Source organism: Sporolactobacillus spathodeae, assembly GCF_016908935.1.
Classification (GTDB): domain Bacteria; phylum Bacillota; class Bacilli; order Bacillales; family Sporolactobacillaceae; genus Sporolactobacillus; species Sporolactobacillus spathodeae.
Genome location: NZ_JAFBEV010000016.1, coordinates 23,990 through 43,560, shown reverse-complemented (window position 1 = coordinate 43,560; position 19,571 = coordinate 23,990). Strand labels below are relative to the sequence as shown.

Below are 19,571 nucleotides of genomic sequence, written 5' to 3'. Positions count from 1 at the left end.
TAGATATATGCCTTTACCATTAAGGGATTTTCTACTTGATACTATTTTTTTAAGATCTTTTTATCCCATTAATTGATTTTAGTTCTTCTGCAAGATCTTTTATTGTTTTATCCAACAAATCAGTACTATCAAATTCATTGGCAATTTCACCTATTCCATCAGTTAATTCTTTATAAAAATTTTCATCTCCTGTTAGGTGATGCCAAAAATCTTTGCCAACTAAAACTGTGTAATCTTCTGCAATGGTCTTGTAGAATGCACTTAAATCACTATTTTCTCCGTAAAAAACGCCTACAACACAATCCATATTAGCTATTGGAATCCCATTAGTTCTTCCTAAATTTATTGCGCTCTTAAAGTGGTTTTGAATAGTTGTCACATCATCATAGTTTATTGTTTGCGGACCAGCTTTGATCTGACAATATTTTCTTCTACCGTCTATTTTATCAATAAATTCAATGTCCATTCCACTAGTGGTTGAACCATATCCTTCTAGTGTTGTATTAATAAATTTTTGAAGATTAGAACCAAATGATGTTGTTATTGATGTTCCTAAAACTCTTGGATAAATAAGTGCTTTTGCAATACTTTCTGGATCATCATTTCCAGTTAAGTAGTTAGCTAAATACTTATTTAAAAAGGGATTTATATTGAAATTATTAATATTTTTTAGTTTTGTCGTGTTTTTAACATGGTTTTTTGCAATTGTTTCTTTGAAAAATATTTTCGCCTTTTTGATAATATCTTCATTGCTCGTTCCAATTTCTTTTGGCACTGCATTCGCCCCGTTTTTCTTGTCGCTATATTTTTAATATACCTTTTTATTTGCCTTAAGTACAGCTCTCAAATATTTTCCATCTTCTTACGATTTCTATATATATGCTTTGGTTTATTCAAACTATATTTTTGGTTCTTGATATTATGATAAAAAACTGAGCCCGGATACATATGAAACATTTGATAAAAGTGTTCTAGACGTGATTAGGAATCCAGTTAAAAAGGAGATTGCTGAACAGCTGATTCTGAAGATACAAGAGTATACCGATAGTATTTCGGATGTCAAAAAAAATATAGAGTCAAAATTTCCTCAAATTAATGGATGATGTAAAAATTTACCTTATGAGAGATATATTAATTGTCCAAAACGTAATCGCCAAAAACTTTAGTATTTTGTTTCTCAATAGGTGGAATGTTCTTTTTCAAACGCTGATGTGTTCGGTATGCTTGTTGATGGTGATGCTCAGGTTTTGGAAGTCGTTGGTGGCCTTGAGGTAGGTAGTTTTGACCGGAGAGTGCTTTATACGTTTATTAAACGGAACAGATTGGGAGTGAAAAAGCAAACTCTAATTGGAGAGAGAATGTCTCTTTACAACGTTAATTATGATTTAAAATGAATAAAAGTTGCCAAAAATTGAATGCTTTTCTGCAAATTCCTGCTTCACTAAAACAGCTAAATATATGTGAAGAAAGAAAGTTCAGGTTTAAACCGCGTGTTAGTGAAGAGCAGTCCTTCGGTTATGAAGTGGCAAAAAAAGAGAAAGAAGACAACCACGGTGCGCAATAATAGAAGAGGTGATGAGCGATGTTTTCCTGTGAGAAACTAACAGAATTACGCGAACTAAATGGTCTCTCCCGAAAAGAACTTGCAGCTCAGCTCAACGTTTCAGAACAAGCAGTTTGGCAGTATGAAAATGAGTCAACGATTCCGAGGATCGAAGTCTTGAACAAAGTGCGAGAACTCTTCTCTGTAGACACAAAGTTCTTATTCTCAAAGACATTCCTGAATCAAACTGCATCTGAAGAAAGAGTTGCTTATCGGTCGAAGGATCGTGAATCACGGAAAAAAACAAAGCTTGAGTTAACCTATATAAGCTATATTGATTACTACATCAGCTTTTTCGAAAAATTTTTAATTACGCCTGATTCTGCGATCGCTGTACTCCGAAACAAGGCTACGGAAATGTTGCGATCCGATCCGGATCAGTCGATGGATCAAAGTATTACTCAGACGGCCAATCTGGCAAGAAAATTTCTCAAGCTCCAAAATAATAAAGATTTGATGTATACGCTTGAAATGAGTGGTATCTACATCGCTGAAAAGAATCTTGGCCCAGAAATTGATGCCTATAGTACAATCACAGACGATGGTCGCCCATTCATCATCTTAGGGAATATCAAAAAATCAGCAGTTCGCAGAAACTTTGATCTGGCACATGAGCTTGGTCACATTCTGCTTCACACTGCCATTGATATGGAAACGCTGACCAAACAAGAGCACAAGCAAATTGAGCAGCAAGCTAATCAATTTGCCTCTGTCTTTCTACTGCCTGAGGAGGACTTTAAGCGAGATTTCGCTGAATTGCCAAGACATTCTAATCCTGACTATTACATTGAGATGAAACGCAAGTATATGGTTTCGCTTGTCGCATTGGCGTACCGTGCTTATCAATTAGGCTTAATGACTTATCAGGAGAATCGCTATTTCTTTGGGCAATTGCACAAAAAGGGCTATCAAATACTTGAACCACTAGACGATCAAATGCCACCCATTCGTCCGGGCCGGGTAAAGTCCTTACTGCAGCTAATTTTCGATAAGCAAATTTGTTCTATTTCTGACTTAGAATCTAAATTTCATATCCATCCCTTGTTTCTTACGAATCTGTTTGGCTTAGACAAAGATTTCTTTGACCACTATATGCAACAGAAGAAAGAATACTTTGATTCTGCACAAGTCATTCCCATCAGGATAAATGAACGGGAATAAAAGGAAAATACAATTTGAAGAGAGAATGCCTATCTAATAACATTTGTTGTGATGTAAAATGGATAAAAAATGCTTAAAATTAAATGGTTTTATGCTAAAATCCCTGCTAGAAATGATAATCTGGCGGGGATTTTCTCTATTGATAAGCACCAATTTTATATGATCAAACACTTTTTATCATACATTGTTGTATGACCCACTTTATTTTATAAATTTCAGTTTTAAAGTCCTGTTTTGATGGAATGGACGACTACACAAGAACTTTAACCCAGAATACATATGATTAGGGTAGTTAATTAAAAGTAACGAAGGAGGGAGAAAAATGTTTCCTGGAATTGGATTACCTGGATCAGGCTTTGGCTTTTCTCCAGGTTTAGGTTTAGGTGGACCCGGATCAGGCCTTGGCTTTTCTCCAGGTTTAGGTTTAGGTGGACCCGGCTCAGGCTTTGGCTATTCTCCAGGACTAGGTTTAGGTGGACCCGGCTCAGGCTTTGGCTTCGCTCCAGGACTAGGTTTAGGTGGACACGGCTCAGGCTTTGGCTTTTCTCCAGGTCTCGGCTTAGGCGGGCCAGGATCAGGCTTTGGCTTTTCTCCAGGTCTCGGCTTAGGCGGGCCAGGCTCAGGCTTTGGCTTTTCTCCAGGTCTCGGCTTAGGCGGACCTGGATCGGGTTTTGGTTTTGCCCCCGGCCTAGGTCTAGGCGGACCTGGATCGGGTTTTGGTTTTGCCCCCGGCCTAGGTTTAGGCGGACCTGGATCAGGCTTTGGCTTTTTTCCTGGTCTCGGTTTAGGCGGACCTGGCTTTTCACATTCATGTCATCCACGTCCAAAACATCCACCGAGACCGCCTTATCCAACGCTATATTAACTCTCTAATGTTAGAAGACATCGAGTGTTGCATAAAATTCAACGCGTTTTATTTAGTGAAGTGAGCCATTCCGTGATGTAACCAATATCACCGTCCAAACTCTTTTTAACTCTGTGAAAATCTTTTGACTCATTCAAAGTTCCGCTAAATCAACGTGCTGTTCACTAGATCCGTTTGATTTGGAGATAAAAGTTGCTAAAAATTAAATGGCTTTCTCCCAAATCCCTCCCAGACTCGATGATCTTGTGGGGGTATTTTTTTTACGTCTGGTGATTGGTGATGATCTTATGTTTAAACTTAAAATATAAACTTAAATGACGCATCGTATTTTTTAGGAGAGAATATGAAACCATACAGTATGTAAGGGCAAGAAAAAAGGTGTCAATCGGCAAAGCCAGTTGACACCTTTTCATTATCTTGTTTTGCTGAAGGCAGCTTCGTCTTTGATTTCATCACGCAAACCTTCGATACTTTGCTCACGTCGCTGATTTTTTTCTTTAATCTGCTGCTTTTCTTCTTCGCTCATTTCATTACCATGTGCTTTGATAAAATCATTGGCTTCATCCATGTTTTGCAGAGTATGACCAATGTTTTTCGCAATTTTTTCCATGTTGTCTGAACGGTCATCAGGTTTTGCCATTGTGTATCCCTCCTCGTTATTCGCTTCTTATTATGCGACCAGGAGGGAGAGATATACCTTAAAAATTCGAGCACAAAAAGAGCGCATTAAAACGTTTTATATTTGAGAAATTTACCGTTTAGCGTAATGATTACACGATCGCCGTGAGGATCCTCCTTTTTACCCAAATCCATTTTAAAATCAATAGCACTCATGATTCCATCGCCAAATTTTTCATGGATCAGTGCTTTAATCGTATCGCCGTATACAAGGACGAGTTCGTAAAGGCGGTAAATAGTTGGGTCTGTCGGTGGCAAGGAAAAATTTGCACCACGGAATGGGATTGATTTCAGCTCACGTTCAACTTCCTCTGGTAATTGGAGTAATTCAGTGACCGCTTTTGCCTGATCGGGACTTAGCGTCTGCTGTCCATAAATAGCGGCTGTGCAGAATACCTCTGAACAGCCTGCCGCCTCTGCGATTTGGGAAAAAGTAAGATTTTTCTTTTCTTTTGCTTCAAGTATTAACTCTGTTGCTGAAGAATAAGCCATATTCGCAATGCCTCCCAGATCATGCTTTATAAGAGGTGTTCGAAAAGTCCGGGGAAAAGATACAAAGGACCTTCTTGCAATGTCCAGGATGGGCTAGTACAGGTGTTGCAACAGGATGTTGCATTATTAGCCTGTAAAACCTATCCTCTGTCCTCCTTTTCGAACATTCTCCATAATTAAGGGTACCACTTTGTATAAAAACTGCTGGTTTTTTGTTATAGAGTCTGACATGAAATTTCTTTATTATTAGTGTTTACAGTCTGGTCAATGCGATCGACTATCTTGATCCGTTACACGCTTTATTTTCATCATATGGAAGGCGACAAAATCGATCGGTATTAATCAATGGATGAACCCAAAAATGGAATTGATCCGCTGATGCACACATGATTATGCCGCGTGTTAAAAGATAAGCAGGTGCAGATATATAGCTACGATGAAGGCGCTGAGAGCCACCCTTAATCAATGGTTTTTTGCATAAAAATGCTATAAAATTTTGTTTGAAGAAGGCAAGGCAGCGGAAAAATTTGAAATAAAGGAACCAATGCGCAAAAATGCAGCGCAGGTGCTCTGGCGCCTTGCGGGAAAAGCGAGCTAAGTGAGCCCCCGCAGATTCTAGCCTGTCTGAGGAGGTTCACGGATCGCCTGCGGCAAGCGAGCGATCGAAGTGCATTATTACAAAAGAGACTTGACTAAGCCTAGCTTTTCTCATGAACATTGCTAAAAGGAGCAGGCGATACGATGAAAACACGCGTAACAGAGATCTTTGGAATTAAATATCCAATTGTGCAAGGGGGACTTGCTTATCTTGCTTATGCCGAGCTTGCAGCTGCAGTCTCGAATGCAGGGGGACTCGGACAAATTACGGCAGCAACGCTCGGTTCACCTGAAAAACTTCGCGAAGAAATTCGTAAAGTTCGTACGCTCACCGATAAGCCATTTGCCGTAAACTTTGCTATTGCAAGGCACGATGGGCAATATCAGGAATTGCTCGAAGTCGTTATTGAAGAAAAGGTTTCTGCAATTTCGATTACAGGCGGTAATCCCCAACCTGTTTTTGAACGGATAAAAGGAAAAAAGATTCGAACGCTTGTCCTCGTAGCTGGCACGAGACAGGCACAGAAAGCGGAACAACTCGGTGCGGACGCGGTTATGGTGGTCGGACAGGAAGGCGGCGGGCATATAGGACGCGACGATATTGGCACAATGGTTCTGACGCCGCGTGTGGTTGATTCCGTATCGATTCCAGTCTTGGCAAGTGGTGGCATTGGCGATGGACGCGGGTTATTGGCGGCCTTCGCTCTAGGCGCAGAGGGAATTGAGATGGGGACTCGCTTTATTGCGACGCAAGAGTGCATTCATGCAAACAAGAGCTATAAGCAGGCAATCCTTAATTCCAATGAGACGGATACTGTCATTATTAAGCGAACATTAGGCGCGCCAGGACGCGTCCTGAAAAGTGCATTTACTCTGGATATTATCGAACGCGAAAAGCAAGGCGCAACCTATGAAGACCTGAAAGATATAATTAGCGGAAAAGCTAATTGCAGGTATATCTATGACGGTAATGAAGCAGAAGGTTTCGGCTGGGTGGGACAGGTAATCGGTCTTATCGACACGATTCCTACGGTTCAGGAGTTATTTGATGAAATGATTTTTACAGCAGAAAAAGGATTGAGCCGAATAGATAATATTATCGGGGCGCGACCCCAGTAAAAGTTATCTGAAGTCTCTTATTAAATGCATCTTTTAATGTCCTATGGACTAATAAGTATAAACATGAGTTTACGGTTATACCCATGAGCGAAAAGCGTATTCGTATGCATCACTTCATGATTTGATAAAAAGACAAGGTGCACGCCACTATTCTGGTTAGGCGCGTGCACCTTGTCTTTAAGATGTTAGTCTGTTCAGTCAAAATCACTGGTAGCTTCTCGAACGCGTATTCCTGAGTTCCATCTCGTATTCATCTACAAGATAGGCGATGCATTCTCTTTTTTGTTGCACGATATAATCCTTAAGCAATTCTGAAAAACCGATCATATCGACTGATCGACGATAGATGCTGTAATCACATATTTTGTTTATTGTCTTCATTGAAATCGACGGCGTTATTTGCTTAATCAGCTTTAACTTTTCTTCCCGATCCATTTTGGATACTTTATCTACTTTCTGACATTTGTTACAGTCAATAGTCATCTCACAGTTGTCAGAATACCTTGAAATAATACATCTGTTCTCTGGAAGAAGTGCCTTGACTGTGGCCATGAACAGCTTACTGTAATAAGAGACACACACCTTTTCGCCAGGCACTAGCCCATTCCACATTTTATTCATATAAGTGGAGTCACTTCCTTTTCTGTTGTTCTATGGCTATATCAGAGCAAATAAAGCTATCCTACTATTTCACCGGGAATACCAGACGATCGCTTATCATATAGCTATGATGCTGTTGAAACTTATCTAATTATTTCTGATTTGGCACTTCATGAATAAAAAAACTGAAATAATTTAATCGAAAGAAACAGGAGCGATTACTCCGCCTACAATCCAAATATCTTCAGGAGAAAACATTCCAATCCCTCCTTTCACTTTAATATACATAAATTGTAGTATGTATCGCCATTGATATAATATAATATGAATATATTCATATTATATTTTTGAGGTAAAGAATATTGACTGACCATCTTGGTTCTATCCTAAAAAAAATACGCCAATCAAAAAAGTACACACAAAAGTATATATCGAGTAATCAGTTCTCACAATCTTCTTATTCAAAAATCGAATCCGGTGAAGTAACGCCAACAATCAACAATTTTTTTCATATATTAAAACGGTTGGACGTTTCTTATGATGAAGTATTACGCATTAAAGCTATATATGATTTAGACCCAAAGCAACATATTCTTAATAATTTTTCTGTTATTTCATCAAACGTGGAACTTGGAAAAATTACAGAACTTAAGAATGAGTGCATCCACTTTCTAGAAGCCAATACAGATGTTGTTGTTCAAGATATTTTGTGGATTTGTGAGTCTCTTGTTTTTGTCCATGAAGGAAAATATAAAGAAGCATGCATTTACGCGGAGAAGGTATGGAAGAGGCTTTCTAAGATGGACAGTTGGTATTTGATTGAACTTAAGTTGATAAATAATATTTTATTCTTCTTTCCCCCAGAAACGCAAATATCGATTACACAAATAGCATTAAAAAAATTGGCTGATACTTATGAAAACCTTAAAGAATATACAGTTCTCAAAATCGCCTATCTTTTAAATATTACTCTTTTATTAATGCATCAAAATAGATACAATGATGCATTAACTTATGCTGAGAAGGCGATGAGGGAGAGTGTAAATATAAAAAAAGTGGATCTTATATCCATATCAATGGTAAGAAAAGGTATTATTCTCTATCACTTAAAAAATGTCACGCAGGGATTATCACTTATTTCAAATGCGATTAATATAAATAGGATTTTAGGAAATGTTCAATTGGAAAAAGAAATCAACGAAGAATTGCATAATTTTAAAATCGTAGGCGTCAAATAATGGATATCTGCTTATGACGAAGCAGTCATGCGACAATGCTTCTATCAATCGATTTGGAGGATTTGCCAATCCGCTTTGGAGACGAAAACGGTGCCTTATTCGATTGTCTTTTTCAACAGATCAATGGGTATGCGTTCTGAATAAAACGCAAACAAATGAATCGACACCATACCCCTATGGGTATATAATATAAGCATAGTAAAGGGCACAGCCTGAGGAGTGATGCGCCAGATCTGGGGGTTCGGCAGATTCAAGAATCGCAGCTGAGAAGCTTAGAGTGTTTCACTTTTCCCGGAGGCTTACACTATTTTAAAAGGAGATCATTTGTAATGAACGATATTACCGTGTATACAACGTCGACTTGTCCCTACTGCCTAATGGTCAAAGGTTTTTTGAACAAACAGGGATTGCCATATAATGAAGTCAATGTGCAGCTTGATCAGAACGCTGCACGACGTTTGGTCGAAACTACGGGGCAAATGGGTGTGCCGCAAACCAATGTCAATGGCCAGTGGGTCATTGGCTATGATCCAACGCGAATCATGATGAATGTCATGCATAATTGCAGCCAAACAAAGAGCATTGGGGGGAATCCTCTCCAATGCTCTTTGTTTTTTTTAGAATATAGATAGACACGAGACGCTCAATTGTGAACTTTCTCGTTTTCGGTACGTATGCTTTTTTTGAAATCAAGCAGTTCTTCCTGCTGCGGTGTTATCAGATTGCGGCGGACATTCTTCTGGTTCATCTGCAGATAACCGACCATACCAATGATCAAAAACGTTAAAACCAGGCTGACGCTTCCTTCACCAAACCCTACGCCACCGACATTGTGGGCCTTCGACAGCCAATCTGAAAAAGAAGCACCAACGGGCCTTGTCATCACATAAGCGAACCAAAAGGTCAGTACAGCGTAATTGCGCGTTATGATAAATAGCAATGCTGGCAGCAGAAGCATGATCGAAAAGAGGATGCCTGATAAGAAGTAGCCAAGCTGAAAAGTTGCCGCTGACAAATCGCCCCAAGCGGTCCCAAGCGCAAACGTCGTGAGTACCGTTGCCCAGTAAAAAAATTCGCGTCGTGCTGTGAAAATGCTATGAATCGACAGCGTGTTTTCCACTCGATACCAGAGGTAAAAAATAAAGCAGAGCGCGGCAGCGAAAAACAGTGTGGAAACGAGATAGGGAATCCCGAGCACCACATGGATGACGTCAGCCGCCATTGTGCCGAAAATGCTGACCATTACAACCACTAGCCAGTAAATAGAGGCGATATAGCGCCTGACCGCAAATTGAATCAAGAGAGAAAAGAGGAGACCAAGTCCGCCGAGAGCAACCGCAACAATCGGATTGATTTGTTTGACAAGATAGTCAGAAAAAACTTCGCCCATTCCAGTAGTCACTACTTTTGTGATCCAAAAGAGCAAGGTGATTTCGGGTACTTTGCTGAATAGATAGCTGGTATTGAATTTTAATTCTGTTGAAAATAAGCGCATCGCGAATCTCCTGTTTTTAAAGAGTTGTGAACTAAAGCGGCAGCTTTTTTACATGAATCGAATCTATTATAAGAGATTAATGAAAAGGCAGCATGAGGATGCGATGAAAACTTGATGAGAAAAAATTCATATAACTCGCTTGCCCCTGGCAATAGAGATCGGTCTGATTCAGCGAAGGTTAGCAAGAAAAACGGTGAACGCTTTGATGCGTTCACCGTTTATGCGAATCAAGATTACTCTCAAAACTCCTTTATATGATTTGTATTTTTTCGATACTTTGCCGGTGATTGACCCGTATACTGTTTAAAAACCGTTTGGAAATGACTTTGGCTCGAAAAACGCAGATAGTTACTTATTGTGCTAATAGCTTTGTCTGTATAGGTTAACAATTGCTTGGCTTCTTCCATTTTGCATTTTGTAATGAAATTTTGAAGCGTAATACCATTTGTTTTTTTAAATAAAGTCGAAAGGTGACTGCGGCTATAGCCAAACTTTTCCGCCAAGAGCGTGACAGATAAGGGCTGATTGACATTCCTTTCTATATATCGGATCAATGGCAGAAACTCAGACCCCATATGGACAAGTTTCAATTTTCTAACACGATTGGTGAGATCAAAAAGTACTTCTTGGATGAGATGTTGAATCGGCCCCAAGGAATGGAACTGTTCAATTTGCTGAATAAATCGGTCGGAGATCTGAAAAGCACTTTCTGTGTCGACGCCTCCACGTATTGCTGCACGCGTGATCAGCGTTATTGAAACAATTGCTGTATTCTTCGCTTGTCTCAACGAATCTTGAGCCATTTTTCCTTCATGTGTTTGGAAGGGTTCTTCAATAAATTCTAAAATTTTTTCCAAATCACCATGTTCAACATAGCCACAGAGTCGATTCTCAACATTATAAGAATTGTTGTAGCGAAGGTTTTCGCGATTCTCATATGTTGTCAAAATCGCTTGATCTTCTCTTAGAACTTTATCTCTCGATTTTAGGATTGTTTCGGTACTGATTTCTTTTTGATTAATAAAGAAATGAATCGTTTTCAGGATATTAAGAAATCGATTTAAAGATATAACGGGAAGGTTGCTGATAAATTGTGAAAATTCTTCGCGTTCCTTTTGTTCTACGACAACATAACTTTTAATCAATTCTCTGAAATGATCTTGCTGGATGTTCATCTGAAAAGCGGGTCCTACAATGATCCGCAGAGTGGACGTGCTAGATATCTCAATAGAGCCGAAATAGGCAAAAAAGTCCGAAGCAAGATAGTCGATTTCTCGCCGACTATTTGTCAAATAGTCAATAAATTGTTTTGGTGGAAGAAAATGATCATGCTCATCATCTGAGAAGGCTTTAACAAATGTATTTCGATCGTAAAGATAGATTGGTATACCAGTCGCTTGGTAAATATGTGCCAAAATCACATAAATATTTTGCATCGTCGCTCCCCTTTGCATTGTACAACAGATTGTTTACAAACAAGTAGTAATCGTCTCTTCAAGGGAAAATGGTTTAATCAACTATAACACGTGACAAAAGTAAAAAAAAGAAAACAAATATGAAATATAAATGATTACGCTTACTTTATACTATAAATGTTTAGAAAGGAGTCTATGAACGATGAACATAAAGAACATAGTGAACCAGTTGACACTTGAAGAAAAAGCAGCATTAGTCAGCGGAGTAGACTTTTGGGAAACGAATGCCATACCAAGACTGGATATTGCATCAATATATATGACCGATGGACCTTGTGGTTTGAGAAAGCAAGGAGAAAATAGAGATCACCTTGGACTGAACAAAAGTGAACCCACTACTTCATTTCCAACTGGAGCGACATTTGGATCCAGTTGGAATCCGGAGAACATGAAAAAAATGGGGGAGGCCGTAGCAAAAGAGTGCCGTTTTTTTGGCGTAAACATGATTTTAGGTCCTGCAATAAATATAAAGCGGAATCCGAGGTGCGGTCGAAATTTTGAATATTTATCAGAAGACCCTCTGATTTCCGGAGAAATGGGCAAAGCATTTATTTTAGCCGTACAAAAAGCAGGTATTGGCGCATCAGTCAAACATTTTGCGGTTAATAACAATGAAGACTTTCGTTTCATGGGAGATTCTGTTGTAGATGAGCGTGCATTAAGAGAAATATATCTAAAAGCTTTTGAGAAAGTGGTTAAGGAAAGCCATCCGAAAACAGTGATGAGTGCCTATAACAAGGTAAATGGTGCTTTCTGTTCTGAAAACCATTATCTATTGACAGATATTCTTCGAGAAGAGTGGGGGTTTAAAGGCGCGGTCATTAGCGATTGGGGGGGAGTGTCCGATCGAATCGCCAGCCTCAAAGCGGGGATGGATTTGGAAATGCCTGGTGATTGCGCTTATTTTCGTAAACAAATTATTGATGGAATACAAAATGGAAAAATAAACGAGTCTACTTTGAATCAATCGGTATCGCGTATTTTGACACTCATCGATGAAACAAAAATAGTCGGACACGATTTAGCTTTCGATGCAGAAGAACATAATCGTATCTCGGAAGAAATCGCAGTCGATGGCGCGGTTCTTCTAAAAAATGAAGGCGCTTTACCACTGGATCGGGGTGAATCCTTTTTAATTGTTGGCGACTTGTTCAAAAAAATGCGCTATCAAGGTGCAGGCAGCTCTTTGATTAATCCAACGAAACTCACGACACCAGAAATGGCTTTTCGTTCCCGACATATTGCTTATGAATTCGTTCAAGGCTATAGAGAATCTGACGCGACAGCTCAAGAAGATTTAGAGGTAGAAGTGTTAAAAAAGGCGAAAAACAATCAGACTGTTCTCTTTTTTGGTGGGCAAACGGATTACGTTGAAAGTGAGGGGTATGATCGACCCAATATTTCGTTGCCAGCTAACCAGCGTTCGCTAATCGAACGTTTAATCAGAGCCGGAAAAAAGATTGTTTTTGTCATGTATGGGGGTTCCCCGGTTGAACTTCCATTCGAAAAAGATTTAGCTGCCATTTTAAATATGTATTTACCGGGTCAGGCAGGTGGAGAAGCAACCGTTCAATTGCTATTTGGTGAAAAAACCCCCTCAGGCAAATTGGCAGAAACTTGGGTTAAAAGCTATGATTCAGTACCTTTTGGTGCGGAATATGCGCGGTCAAAGGAGGAATATTACAAAGAATCAATTTTTGTTGGCTATCGCTATTATGATTCGGTTTCATCGGATAAGATTCTCTATCCTTTTGGCTATGGTCTGAGTTACACAACTTTTTCTTATCAGAATCCACAAGTAACACGCGAAGGACCGTCTATCCTCGTGAGTTGTGATATTCAAAACACCGGGAATTACGAGGGTGCTGAAATTGTCCAAATTTATATTAGCAATCCGGTATCAACTGTCTATAAACCTGCTAAAGAATTAAGAGGATTCCAGAAAGTGTATCTGTCAAAAGGGGAATCAAAACGGATTAATATCCGAATGCCAATACGAGACGTCGCTTATTATAATGTTGCCATCGGTGATTGGGTTGTTGAGAACGGCCAATATATAGTCTCTATCGCTGCGTCCAGCAAAGAAGTTCGACACAAGTTGCTGTTAGAAATTAATGATCAAGAGGAAGTTATCAGCCCTTATGCACCAACTAAATTGCAACATTATTTTAAACCAGACAGGCTCACGGGTGTCACGAATGAAGAATTTGATGCCTTGATTGATCGAAAACAACATACGGTGAAAAAGAATAAGGACGTTTTTACGATGGACTCGAAATTGGAGGACCTTCGCTCTTCGTTCATTGGGCGATTCTTTTATTCGATGGTTGTTGGGGTGGGAAAAAAACAATACGAGAAAGCATTAAAAATGCCTGAAGGTCCTGAAAAAGACATGCTTCGTAAAAACGGAATGTTCATCATGAAAATGATGCCCAACAATAGCCTACGTTCTATTTCTGTTAGCAGCTCAGGCAAATTCGCTTATAACCTTGCTCAAGGGCTCGTAGATCTATTAAACCATAAGTATATTTCAGGGGCTAAAAAAATGATCAACAAGATAGAAGTCCCTGATCTACCAAAAAACCAAAAAAAGGAATGAAATGTGATGAAGAAAAAAGTATTTATTACGGGTGCATCAGGTGGAATGGGGCAACAAAGTCTAAAACAAATGATTAAAGATAGAAATCTTTACGATATAACGATTCTTTCATTTGACTCACCAAAAGACAGAGCGGCTCTACAACCCTATACGGCCTACAAAGAAGTAACAATTTATTATGGCGACCTTTTAGATTATGAGCTCGTTAAAAAATGTGTAAAAAATGCTGATTTAATTCTTCATATTGCAGCATTTGTTTCGCCAGCAGCAGACTATTATCCGAAAAAAGCCATGGAAATTAACTATGGTTCAGCTCGTAATATTGTTCATGCAATTTTTGAACTCGGTCAGGAGGAGCGAACAAAGTTAGTTAACATCGGAACGATCGCTGAGACAGGGGATCGTATGCCGCCCATTCATTGGGGAAGAGTAGGCGACCCTATTAAAACAAGCATGTACGATTACTATGCTGTTTCCAAAGTGGCAGCGGAGCGATTAGTTATTGAATCAGGATTGAAGTACTGGGTAAGTCTTCGCCAAACGGGTATTATGGGGCCGGCTATGAGTAAGATTGTCGATGCCATTATGTTTCATAATTGTCTCGATAATGTATTGGAATATGTCTCTGATCGTGATTCGGGAAGATTAATGGGAAACCTGTGCCAGTACGAATTCACCGGAAAATTACCCGGCGGTTTTTGGAATCACATTTATAATATTGGCGGTGGAGAATCCTGTCGCGTAAGTACTTACGAAATGTATCAGGTTTTGTATGGAGCAATTGGGTTTAAAAATCTTGATCATGCGATTAATCCCAAGTGGTATGCCACAAGAAACTTCCATGGGCAATATTATTTGGATTCAGACAAACTGGATGACTATCTTCATTTTCGACACGATGGAATGGACTACTTTTATAAATGTTATTTAGAAAATCTAGGTGGTCAAGCTACTCTTGCAAAAATACTATGCAAACTTCCAGGCGGACAAAAATTAATGGGAACGATTATGAAGAAGATGTTCTTGAAGCAGGCCAGAAGCGCGCATGGAACCGTCCATTTTATTGAAGATAATGTAGCCGATCATATTGATGCTTACTGGGGAAGTAAGGAAAAATGGGAAAAAATCCCTAAGAAGCTAAGTGATTTCGAGCATTTTACGGATTGGAATAAAAAAGTCGTGCTCGATCATGGCTATGATGAAACCAAAGCGCCTGAATGGTTATCTATTAACGATGTCAAAGGAGCGGCAAAATTTAGAGGCGGTGAATGTCTGTCAACTAGTCTAGAAACAGGGAATTGGCAGCAAAAGCTTGAATTCAGATGCGCTTTTGGTCATACATTTGAAGCAAGTCCCAAATTAGTGTTGGAGGGCGGCCATTGGTGCCCCGAATGTGAACGAGAAAGCTGGAATTATTCTGAACGTGCAAAAGTGGATTCTTTTTTTGCGCAAGTTTGGAATCCGCTACATGATGCAAACGAGACACGCGTTTATAAGAAAGTTGTATCAGAACGAGATGTATAAAGTTCAGACGGATAGCCTTTCGGGTTGTCGGGTCAAAGGGAGACGACGGGGATGACTAAACTAGCAAAATTCTTCGGGCATCCATTATTAGACACTAAGGTAAGCAAAGAGGATGTGCAAAAAAGAGAGCAATACTTTGGTTATTTAATTGGTCCGGTTGGGGCGCTCCTTTTAAATGGGGTTCTTGCCACCTATTTAAATGTCTATTATACAGATGTGTTAAAAATGACAAGCGTCTGGGGTGGATTGTTTTTAGTTGCTTTTCCCATGGCTTCAAAAATTATTGACGTTATTGTCAATGTTTCGATGGGTTATATCATTGATCGTACAAAAACACGCCAAGGGAAAGCTAGACCCTGGCTATTTATTTCCGCTCCATTGTTAGCGCTATCAGGAATTTTGTTAGTGGTTGTTCCCCAGAGCAATCCTACGATTCAGATCATTTGGGTGATGCTGTCCTATAACTTATATTATGCTTTTGCCTATACGATTTTTAATATGAGTCACAATTTAATGGCTCCGCTCTCAACGCGTGATTCAACGGTTCGCAGTAAATTATCTGTTTTCAATCAAATTACGACAGTGATGGTAACGGGGATTCTCGTAGCGTTTATATTTCCGATGCTGGTTATGCCCGCTGTTGGTCTAGACAAAAGATTGTGGATTACATTAATTGCAATTATCTCAATTTTCGCATTGCCATTAACTTTATTAGAGTATTACTTCACAAAAGAACGCGTGACTAAAGAAGCACAAGAAAATGATAAGAAAGAAGTTCCCTATAAAACGCAATTGAAGGCTGTGTTCTCTGATAAATATATGGTCGCTGCATTAGCTTTCTTTTTAATATTTACAATCGGAACGCTAGTGAAGAACATGAGTTTGGTTTATTTCAGTAATTATGTATTGGGAACTTACAATGATGGAACCACTCAGATGCTAATTTCTATGATTGGCGGTATTCCCATGGGAATCGGTGTTTTTGCGGTTTGGCCGGTTGCCAAACGATTGGGCAAACGCAATACCCTGATTTTAGGTTCAATCATCTTTGTGATCGGTGGCGTGATTTGTTGGCTCTTTCCACGTAATATGCCGTTTTTTTTGGCGGGTCAATTTATTAAAAATATTGGCGGGTTGCCAGCAAGCTACATTTTTATGGCTCTTTTTGCAGATGTATTGGATCATATTGAGTGGAAGGTAAATTTCCGTTGTGACGGTGTGGCCATGTCTCTTTACAACATCATTGCAGTTACAATGGGTGGATTCTGTATCGGTATTTTTAATGCACTTCTCGCGGCATCAGGCTACGTTGCCCCATACTACAATAAAATTGGGAAGCTAATTGCTGTCCAAAACACATCTGTCCAAAATGCTATAACGTTTGGATTTGTTGGAATCGAAACGATTACAGGTGTGCTCATGATTCTTTTATTACTTGCCATAAACGTAGAAAAAGACAGGGTAACCAATCAACAAGAAATTACAGAAGGGCGGTAAAATAATATGTTCAAAATAGATAGATTGGTCGTCGACGGATTAGAAAAAGGCTGCATCACAGATACACCGCCAACAATTTCATTTAGTTTGGACTCGGATAAGCCAGGTGAAGAATTTTCACACGGGAACATTAAAATAAATGATTGGGAACTGGAAACGGTCGATCAAATTAATAATAAATATCAAGGCCCATTACGCCCGTATAGCAACTATTCGGTTAAAGTAATTGCCTATTCAAAATCAGACGAGGTTGCTGAAAAAGTAACTGCGTTCCAAACCGGAAGGCTAGACACTCCTTGGGTCGGCAAATGGATTACGGATCTATCCTATGATTTTCCTAAAAAAGTTTCACCAAAGCCAATGAATTTTATCAAAAACTTTGAAATCACTCAAAAAGTTAAACGTGCTTGGGTGAACTGTACGGCGTTAGGGGTCTATGAAGTTAATTTGAATGGGAAAAAAGTTGGCAACGATTATTTTGCGCCAGGTTTTACTTCTTATTTAAATCAAATTCAATATCAAACCTATGATCTTACCGATCAATTGGAAAAGAATAATTTAATTCATTTCGTCGTTGCTGGCGGATGGGCAGTCGGGTCATTCAATTATATCCGGAAAAATAAAATTAGTGCAGATAGACAAGCATTGCTTGCTGAAATTCATATTGAATACCAAGATGGGACATCACAGATGATTGCTTCAGACGGAACTTGGAAAGTTAGTCTAGACGGGAATTATCAAATGGCCGAATGGTACGATGGGGAGACTTTTGACGCGCGAATCCATTTGGACAGAATCCATTGGCAAAACGCAGCCATCACTCGGCCCCGTAAAGATCCGAAGCTTTTAGCACAGTATGGCTTACCTATTCGCAGACAAGAAACAATGACACCGAAAAAAATAGAGTTATCGCCGAGTGGTGAATGGATCTTTGATTTCGGACAAAATTTTGCTGGGGTTATTTCCGCTCATATTAAAGGGAAAGACGGCCAGAAAATTGTTTTTCGGCATGCCGAAGTTCTCGTAGATCAGGAGCTATTTGTAAAATCACTCAGAACGGCCAAGGCAACTGCAACTTATATTTGTAAAGAAGGGGAGCAGGTCTATTCACCTAAATTGACGTATATGGGATTTCGCTACGTTGGCGTTTCTGGAATTGAAATGAAGGACATTGAGTTAGAAGCATTTGTGTTGCACTCAGACTTTAGAGAAATTGGTACCTTTGAATGTTCCAATAAATTATTGAATCAACTGCAAAATAATATTCGTTGGGGGGAAAGTCCAATTTCATTGACGTACCAACGGATTGCCCGCAACGTGATGAAAGACAGGGTTGGACGGGTGATATTGCCTTATTTGCATCGACTGCTTGCTACAATTTTGATATGAGTCGCTTCTTTGATAAATGGCTATTGGATATGCGATCGGAGCAAGGGCGAGGTGGGGGTTATCCAATGGTTATCCCCAAAGCCGGTGACAATTGGCCCTCAATGGCCAATTCTTGCTGGGGAGATAGCAGCATTCTCGTTCCATGGGCAGACTATCTTGCTCGAGGGAGAATAGAAGTCCTTGGCAATCAATATGACTCCATGAAACGATTTATGAAAGCTGCCAAGTGGTGGTCGTCTTTCTTAGCAATTTCGCCTACTGACCGATATATTTGGCGATTCCCATTTCATTTTGGGGATTGGGCGGCTCCAGAAGGAAATGTGCGGGATTGGCTAAAAAAGGGCAAGTGGGTTGGGACGGCTTATTTTGCAAATTCTTGTCAAATTATGAGTCAGATCGCAAAAATATTAGGGCACAAAGATGATCAGATTTATTATCAGAATTTGCGAGAAAAAATTATTCATGCGTATCGTAAAGTCTTTACAGACGGAGAAGGGACGCTCAAACAAGAATTTCAAACCGGGTATGTATTGCCTCTGCACTTTAACATGACTAGTGGACGCGAGACGAATCAAATGACGGATCACTTAGTTCAGTTAATTGAAGAAAACGGGAATCATTTAACAACAGGATTTACGGGTACGCCGTATATTTTATTCGCACTTTCAGACCATGGAAAATTAGAAGAAGCTTATCGTTTGCTTTTACAAGATACCTGTCCGTCGTGGCTTTATGAAGTAAAAGCCGGTGGCACAACAATTTGGGAGCGTTGGGATGCTTTGAGACCGGATGGAACAGTCAATATCGGCGATCTTTCCGGTGCAAAATCGGACGAAGAATCCGGTGGCGGTATGGTTTCCTTTAATCATTATGCCAATGGCGCAGTCGGTGATTGGCTCTATAAACGATTGTTAGGGTTAGAACCCCTTTCGGGAGGGTACAAAACATTCAAAGTAGCGCCTAAGATTGGTGGCAATATCACTTGGGCGAAAGGAAGTACGATTACGCCATATGGGCCGATCCACGTATACTGGGAAATAAAAAATGGAATGTTTCATATCAAGGTTGATGTCCCTGTATCGACAAGTTGTCAATTAATTCTACCCAATCGGAAGTCAATGACTCTAATGAGTGGAAAACATGACATTCAAGAACACACTTTTTAAATAGGGACAAGAAGTTTCACAAGGCACTGAACATGTTCAGATGAAAATCTGAGTTGAAAGGATATGAATGCTG

15 protein-coding genes and 1 pseudogene are annotated in these 19,571 nt (G+C 39.6%); 10 read left to right on the top strand and 6 right to left on the bottom strand.

Annotated features, from left to right (window positions below; translation table 11 throughout):
• Positions 1–49: 49 nt before the first annotated feature.
• The gene (locus JOC27_RS09060) at positions 50–775 is read right to left on the bottom strand and encodes a PmeII family type II restriction endonuclease (protein ID WP_205006974.1); all 726 of its coding nucleotides are present in this window, start codon (positions 773–775) and stop codon (positions 50–52) included.
• Positions 776–1,582: 807 nt separating this feature from the next.
• Between JOC27_RS09060 and JOC27_RS09055 the strand changes: the two genes are divergently transcribed.
• Together JOC27_RS09055 and JOC27_RS09050 are read left to right on the top strand one after the other, a co-directional pair.
• Positions 1,583–2,764: a spr1629 family repressor/antitoxin gene (locus tag JOC27_RS09055; protein WP_205006973.1), complete on the top strand. Its 1,182-nt coding sequence runs from the start codon at positions 1,583–1,585 to the stop codon at positions 2,762–2,764.
• Between the two features lie 322 nt (positions 2,765–3,086).
• A complete protein-coding gene (locus tag JOC27_RS09050; protein WP_205006972.1) occupies positions 3,087–3,629 on the top strand; it encodes a hypothetical protein in 543 nt (180 codons plus the stop codon).
• 412 nt (positions 3,630–4,041) lie between these two features.
• Here JOC27_RS09050 and tlp read toward each other — a convergent pair whose 3' ends face one another.
• On the bottom strand, positions 4,042–4,269 hold the full coding sequence (gene tlp, locus JOC27_RS09045; RefSeq protein ID WP_205006971.1) for a small acid-soluble spore protein Tlp: 228 nt from the start codon (positions 4,267–4,269) through the stop codon (positions 4,042–4,044).
• An 86-nt stretch (positions 4,270–4,355) separates the two neighbouring features.
• Positions 4,356–4,799, bottom strand: coding sequence for a cyanase (gene cynS, locus JOC27_RS09040; protein WP_205006970.1), 444 nt, complete (start codon positions 4,797–4,799; stop codon positions 4,356–4,358).
• A gap of 741 nt (positions 4,800–5,540) precedes the next feature.
• Here cynS and JOC27_RS09035 point away from each other — a divergent pair.
• Positions 5,541–6,515 (top strand): NAD(P)H-dependent flavin oxidoreductase, encoded by a 975-nt coding sequence (locus JOC27_RS09035; RefSeq protein WP_205006969.1) that lies wholly within the window; start codon positions 5,541–5,543, stop codon positions 6,513–6,515.
• A 204-nt stretch (positions 6,516–6,719) separates the two neighbouring features.
• Here JOC27_RS09035 and JOC27_RS09030 read toward each other — a convergent pair whose 3' ends face one another.
• Positions 6,720–6,950 carry a hypothetical protein gene (locus tag JOC27_RS09030; protein WP_205006968.1) on the bottom strand — a complete coding sequence of 77 codons (231 nt, stop codon included), beginning with the start codon at positions 6,948–6,950 and terminating at the stop codon, positions 6,720–6,722.
• A gap of 527 nt (positions 6,951–7,477) precedes the next feature.
• Between JOC27_RS09030 and JOC27_RS09025 the strand changes: the two genes are divergently transcribed.
• Complete coding sequence (locus tag JOC27_RS09025) at positions 7,478–8,353, top strand: helix-turn-helix domain-containing protein (RefSeq protein ID WP_205006967.1); 876 nt, start codon at positions 7,478–7,480, stop codon at positions 8,351–8,353.
• A gap of 329 nt (positions 8,354–8,682) precedes the next feature.
• Positions 8,683–8,898, top strand: a pseudogene (locus JOC27_RS09020) (glutaredoxin family protein); the annotation flags it as partial.
• Between the two features lie 98 nt (positions 8,899–8,996).
• Here JOC27_RS09020 and JOC27_RS09015 read toward each other — a convergent pair.
• Both JOC27_RS09015 and JOC27_RS09010 read right to left on the bottom strand, forming a co-directional pair.
• Positions 8,997–9,848, bottom strand: coding sequence for a COG4705 family protein (locus tag JOC27_RS09015; RefSeq protein ID WP_205006965.1), 852 nt, complete (start codon positions 9,846–9,848; stop codon positions 8,997–8,999).
• 239 nt (positions 9,849–10,087) lie between these two features.
• Positions 10,088–11,284 carry a helix-turn-helix domain-containing protein gene (locus JOC27_RS09010; RefSeq protein WP_205006964.1) on the bottom strand — a complete coding sequence of 399 codons (1,197 nt, stop codon included), beginning with the start codon at positions 11,282–11,284 and terminating at the stop codon, positions 10,088–10,090.
• A gap of 181 nt (positions 11,285–11,465) precedes the next feature.
• Between JOC27_RS09010 and JOC27_RS09005 the strand changes: the two genes are divergently transcribed.
• The 5 genes from JOC27_RS09005 to JOC27_RS08985 are packed head-to-tail and all read left to right on the top strand — an operon-like array spanning position 11,466 to position 19,498.
• The gene (locus JOC27_RS09005) at positions 11,466–13,922 is read left to right on the top strand and encodes a glycoside hydrolase family 3 N-terminal domain-containing protein (RefSeq protein ID WP_205006963.1); all 2,457 of its coding nucleotides are present in this window, start codon (positions 11,466–11,468) and stop codon (positions 13,920–13,922) included.
• Between the two features lie 6 nt (positions 13,923–13,928).
• Entirely contained in the window at positions 13,929–15,446 is a 1,518-nt protein-coding gene (locus JOC27_RS09000) for an NAD-dependent epimerase/dehydratase family protein (protein WP_239530215.1), read from the top strand.
• A gap of 51 nt (positions 15,447–15,497) precedes the next feature.
• Positions 15,498–16,943 carry an MFS transporter gene (locus tag JOC27_RS08995; protein WP_205006961.1) on the top strand — a complete coding sequence of 482 codons (1,446 nt, stop codon included), beginning with the start codon at positions 15,498–15,500 and terminating at the stop codon, positions 16,941–16,943.
• A gap of 6 nt (positions 16,944–16,949) precedes the next feature.
• Complete coding sequence (locus JOC27_RS13440) at positions 16,950–18,332, top strand: family 78 glycoside hydrolase catalytic domain (protein WP_338062794.1); 1,383 nt, start codon at positions 16,950–16,952, stop codon at positions 18,330–18,332.
• Positions 18,233–19,498 (top strand): alpha-L-rhamnosidase-related protein, encoded by a 1,266-nt coding sequence (locus JOC27_RS08985; RefSeq protein ID WP_338062796.1) that lies wholly within the window; start codon positions 18,233–18,235, stop codon positions 19,496–19,498. Before JOC27_RS13440 ends, JOC27_RS08985 begins: the two co-directional genes overlap by 100 nt.
• Positions 19,499–19,571: the final 73 nt, after the last annotated feature.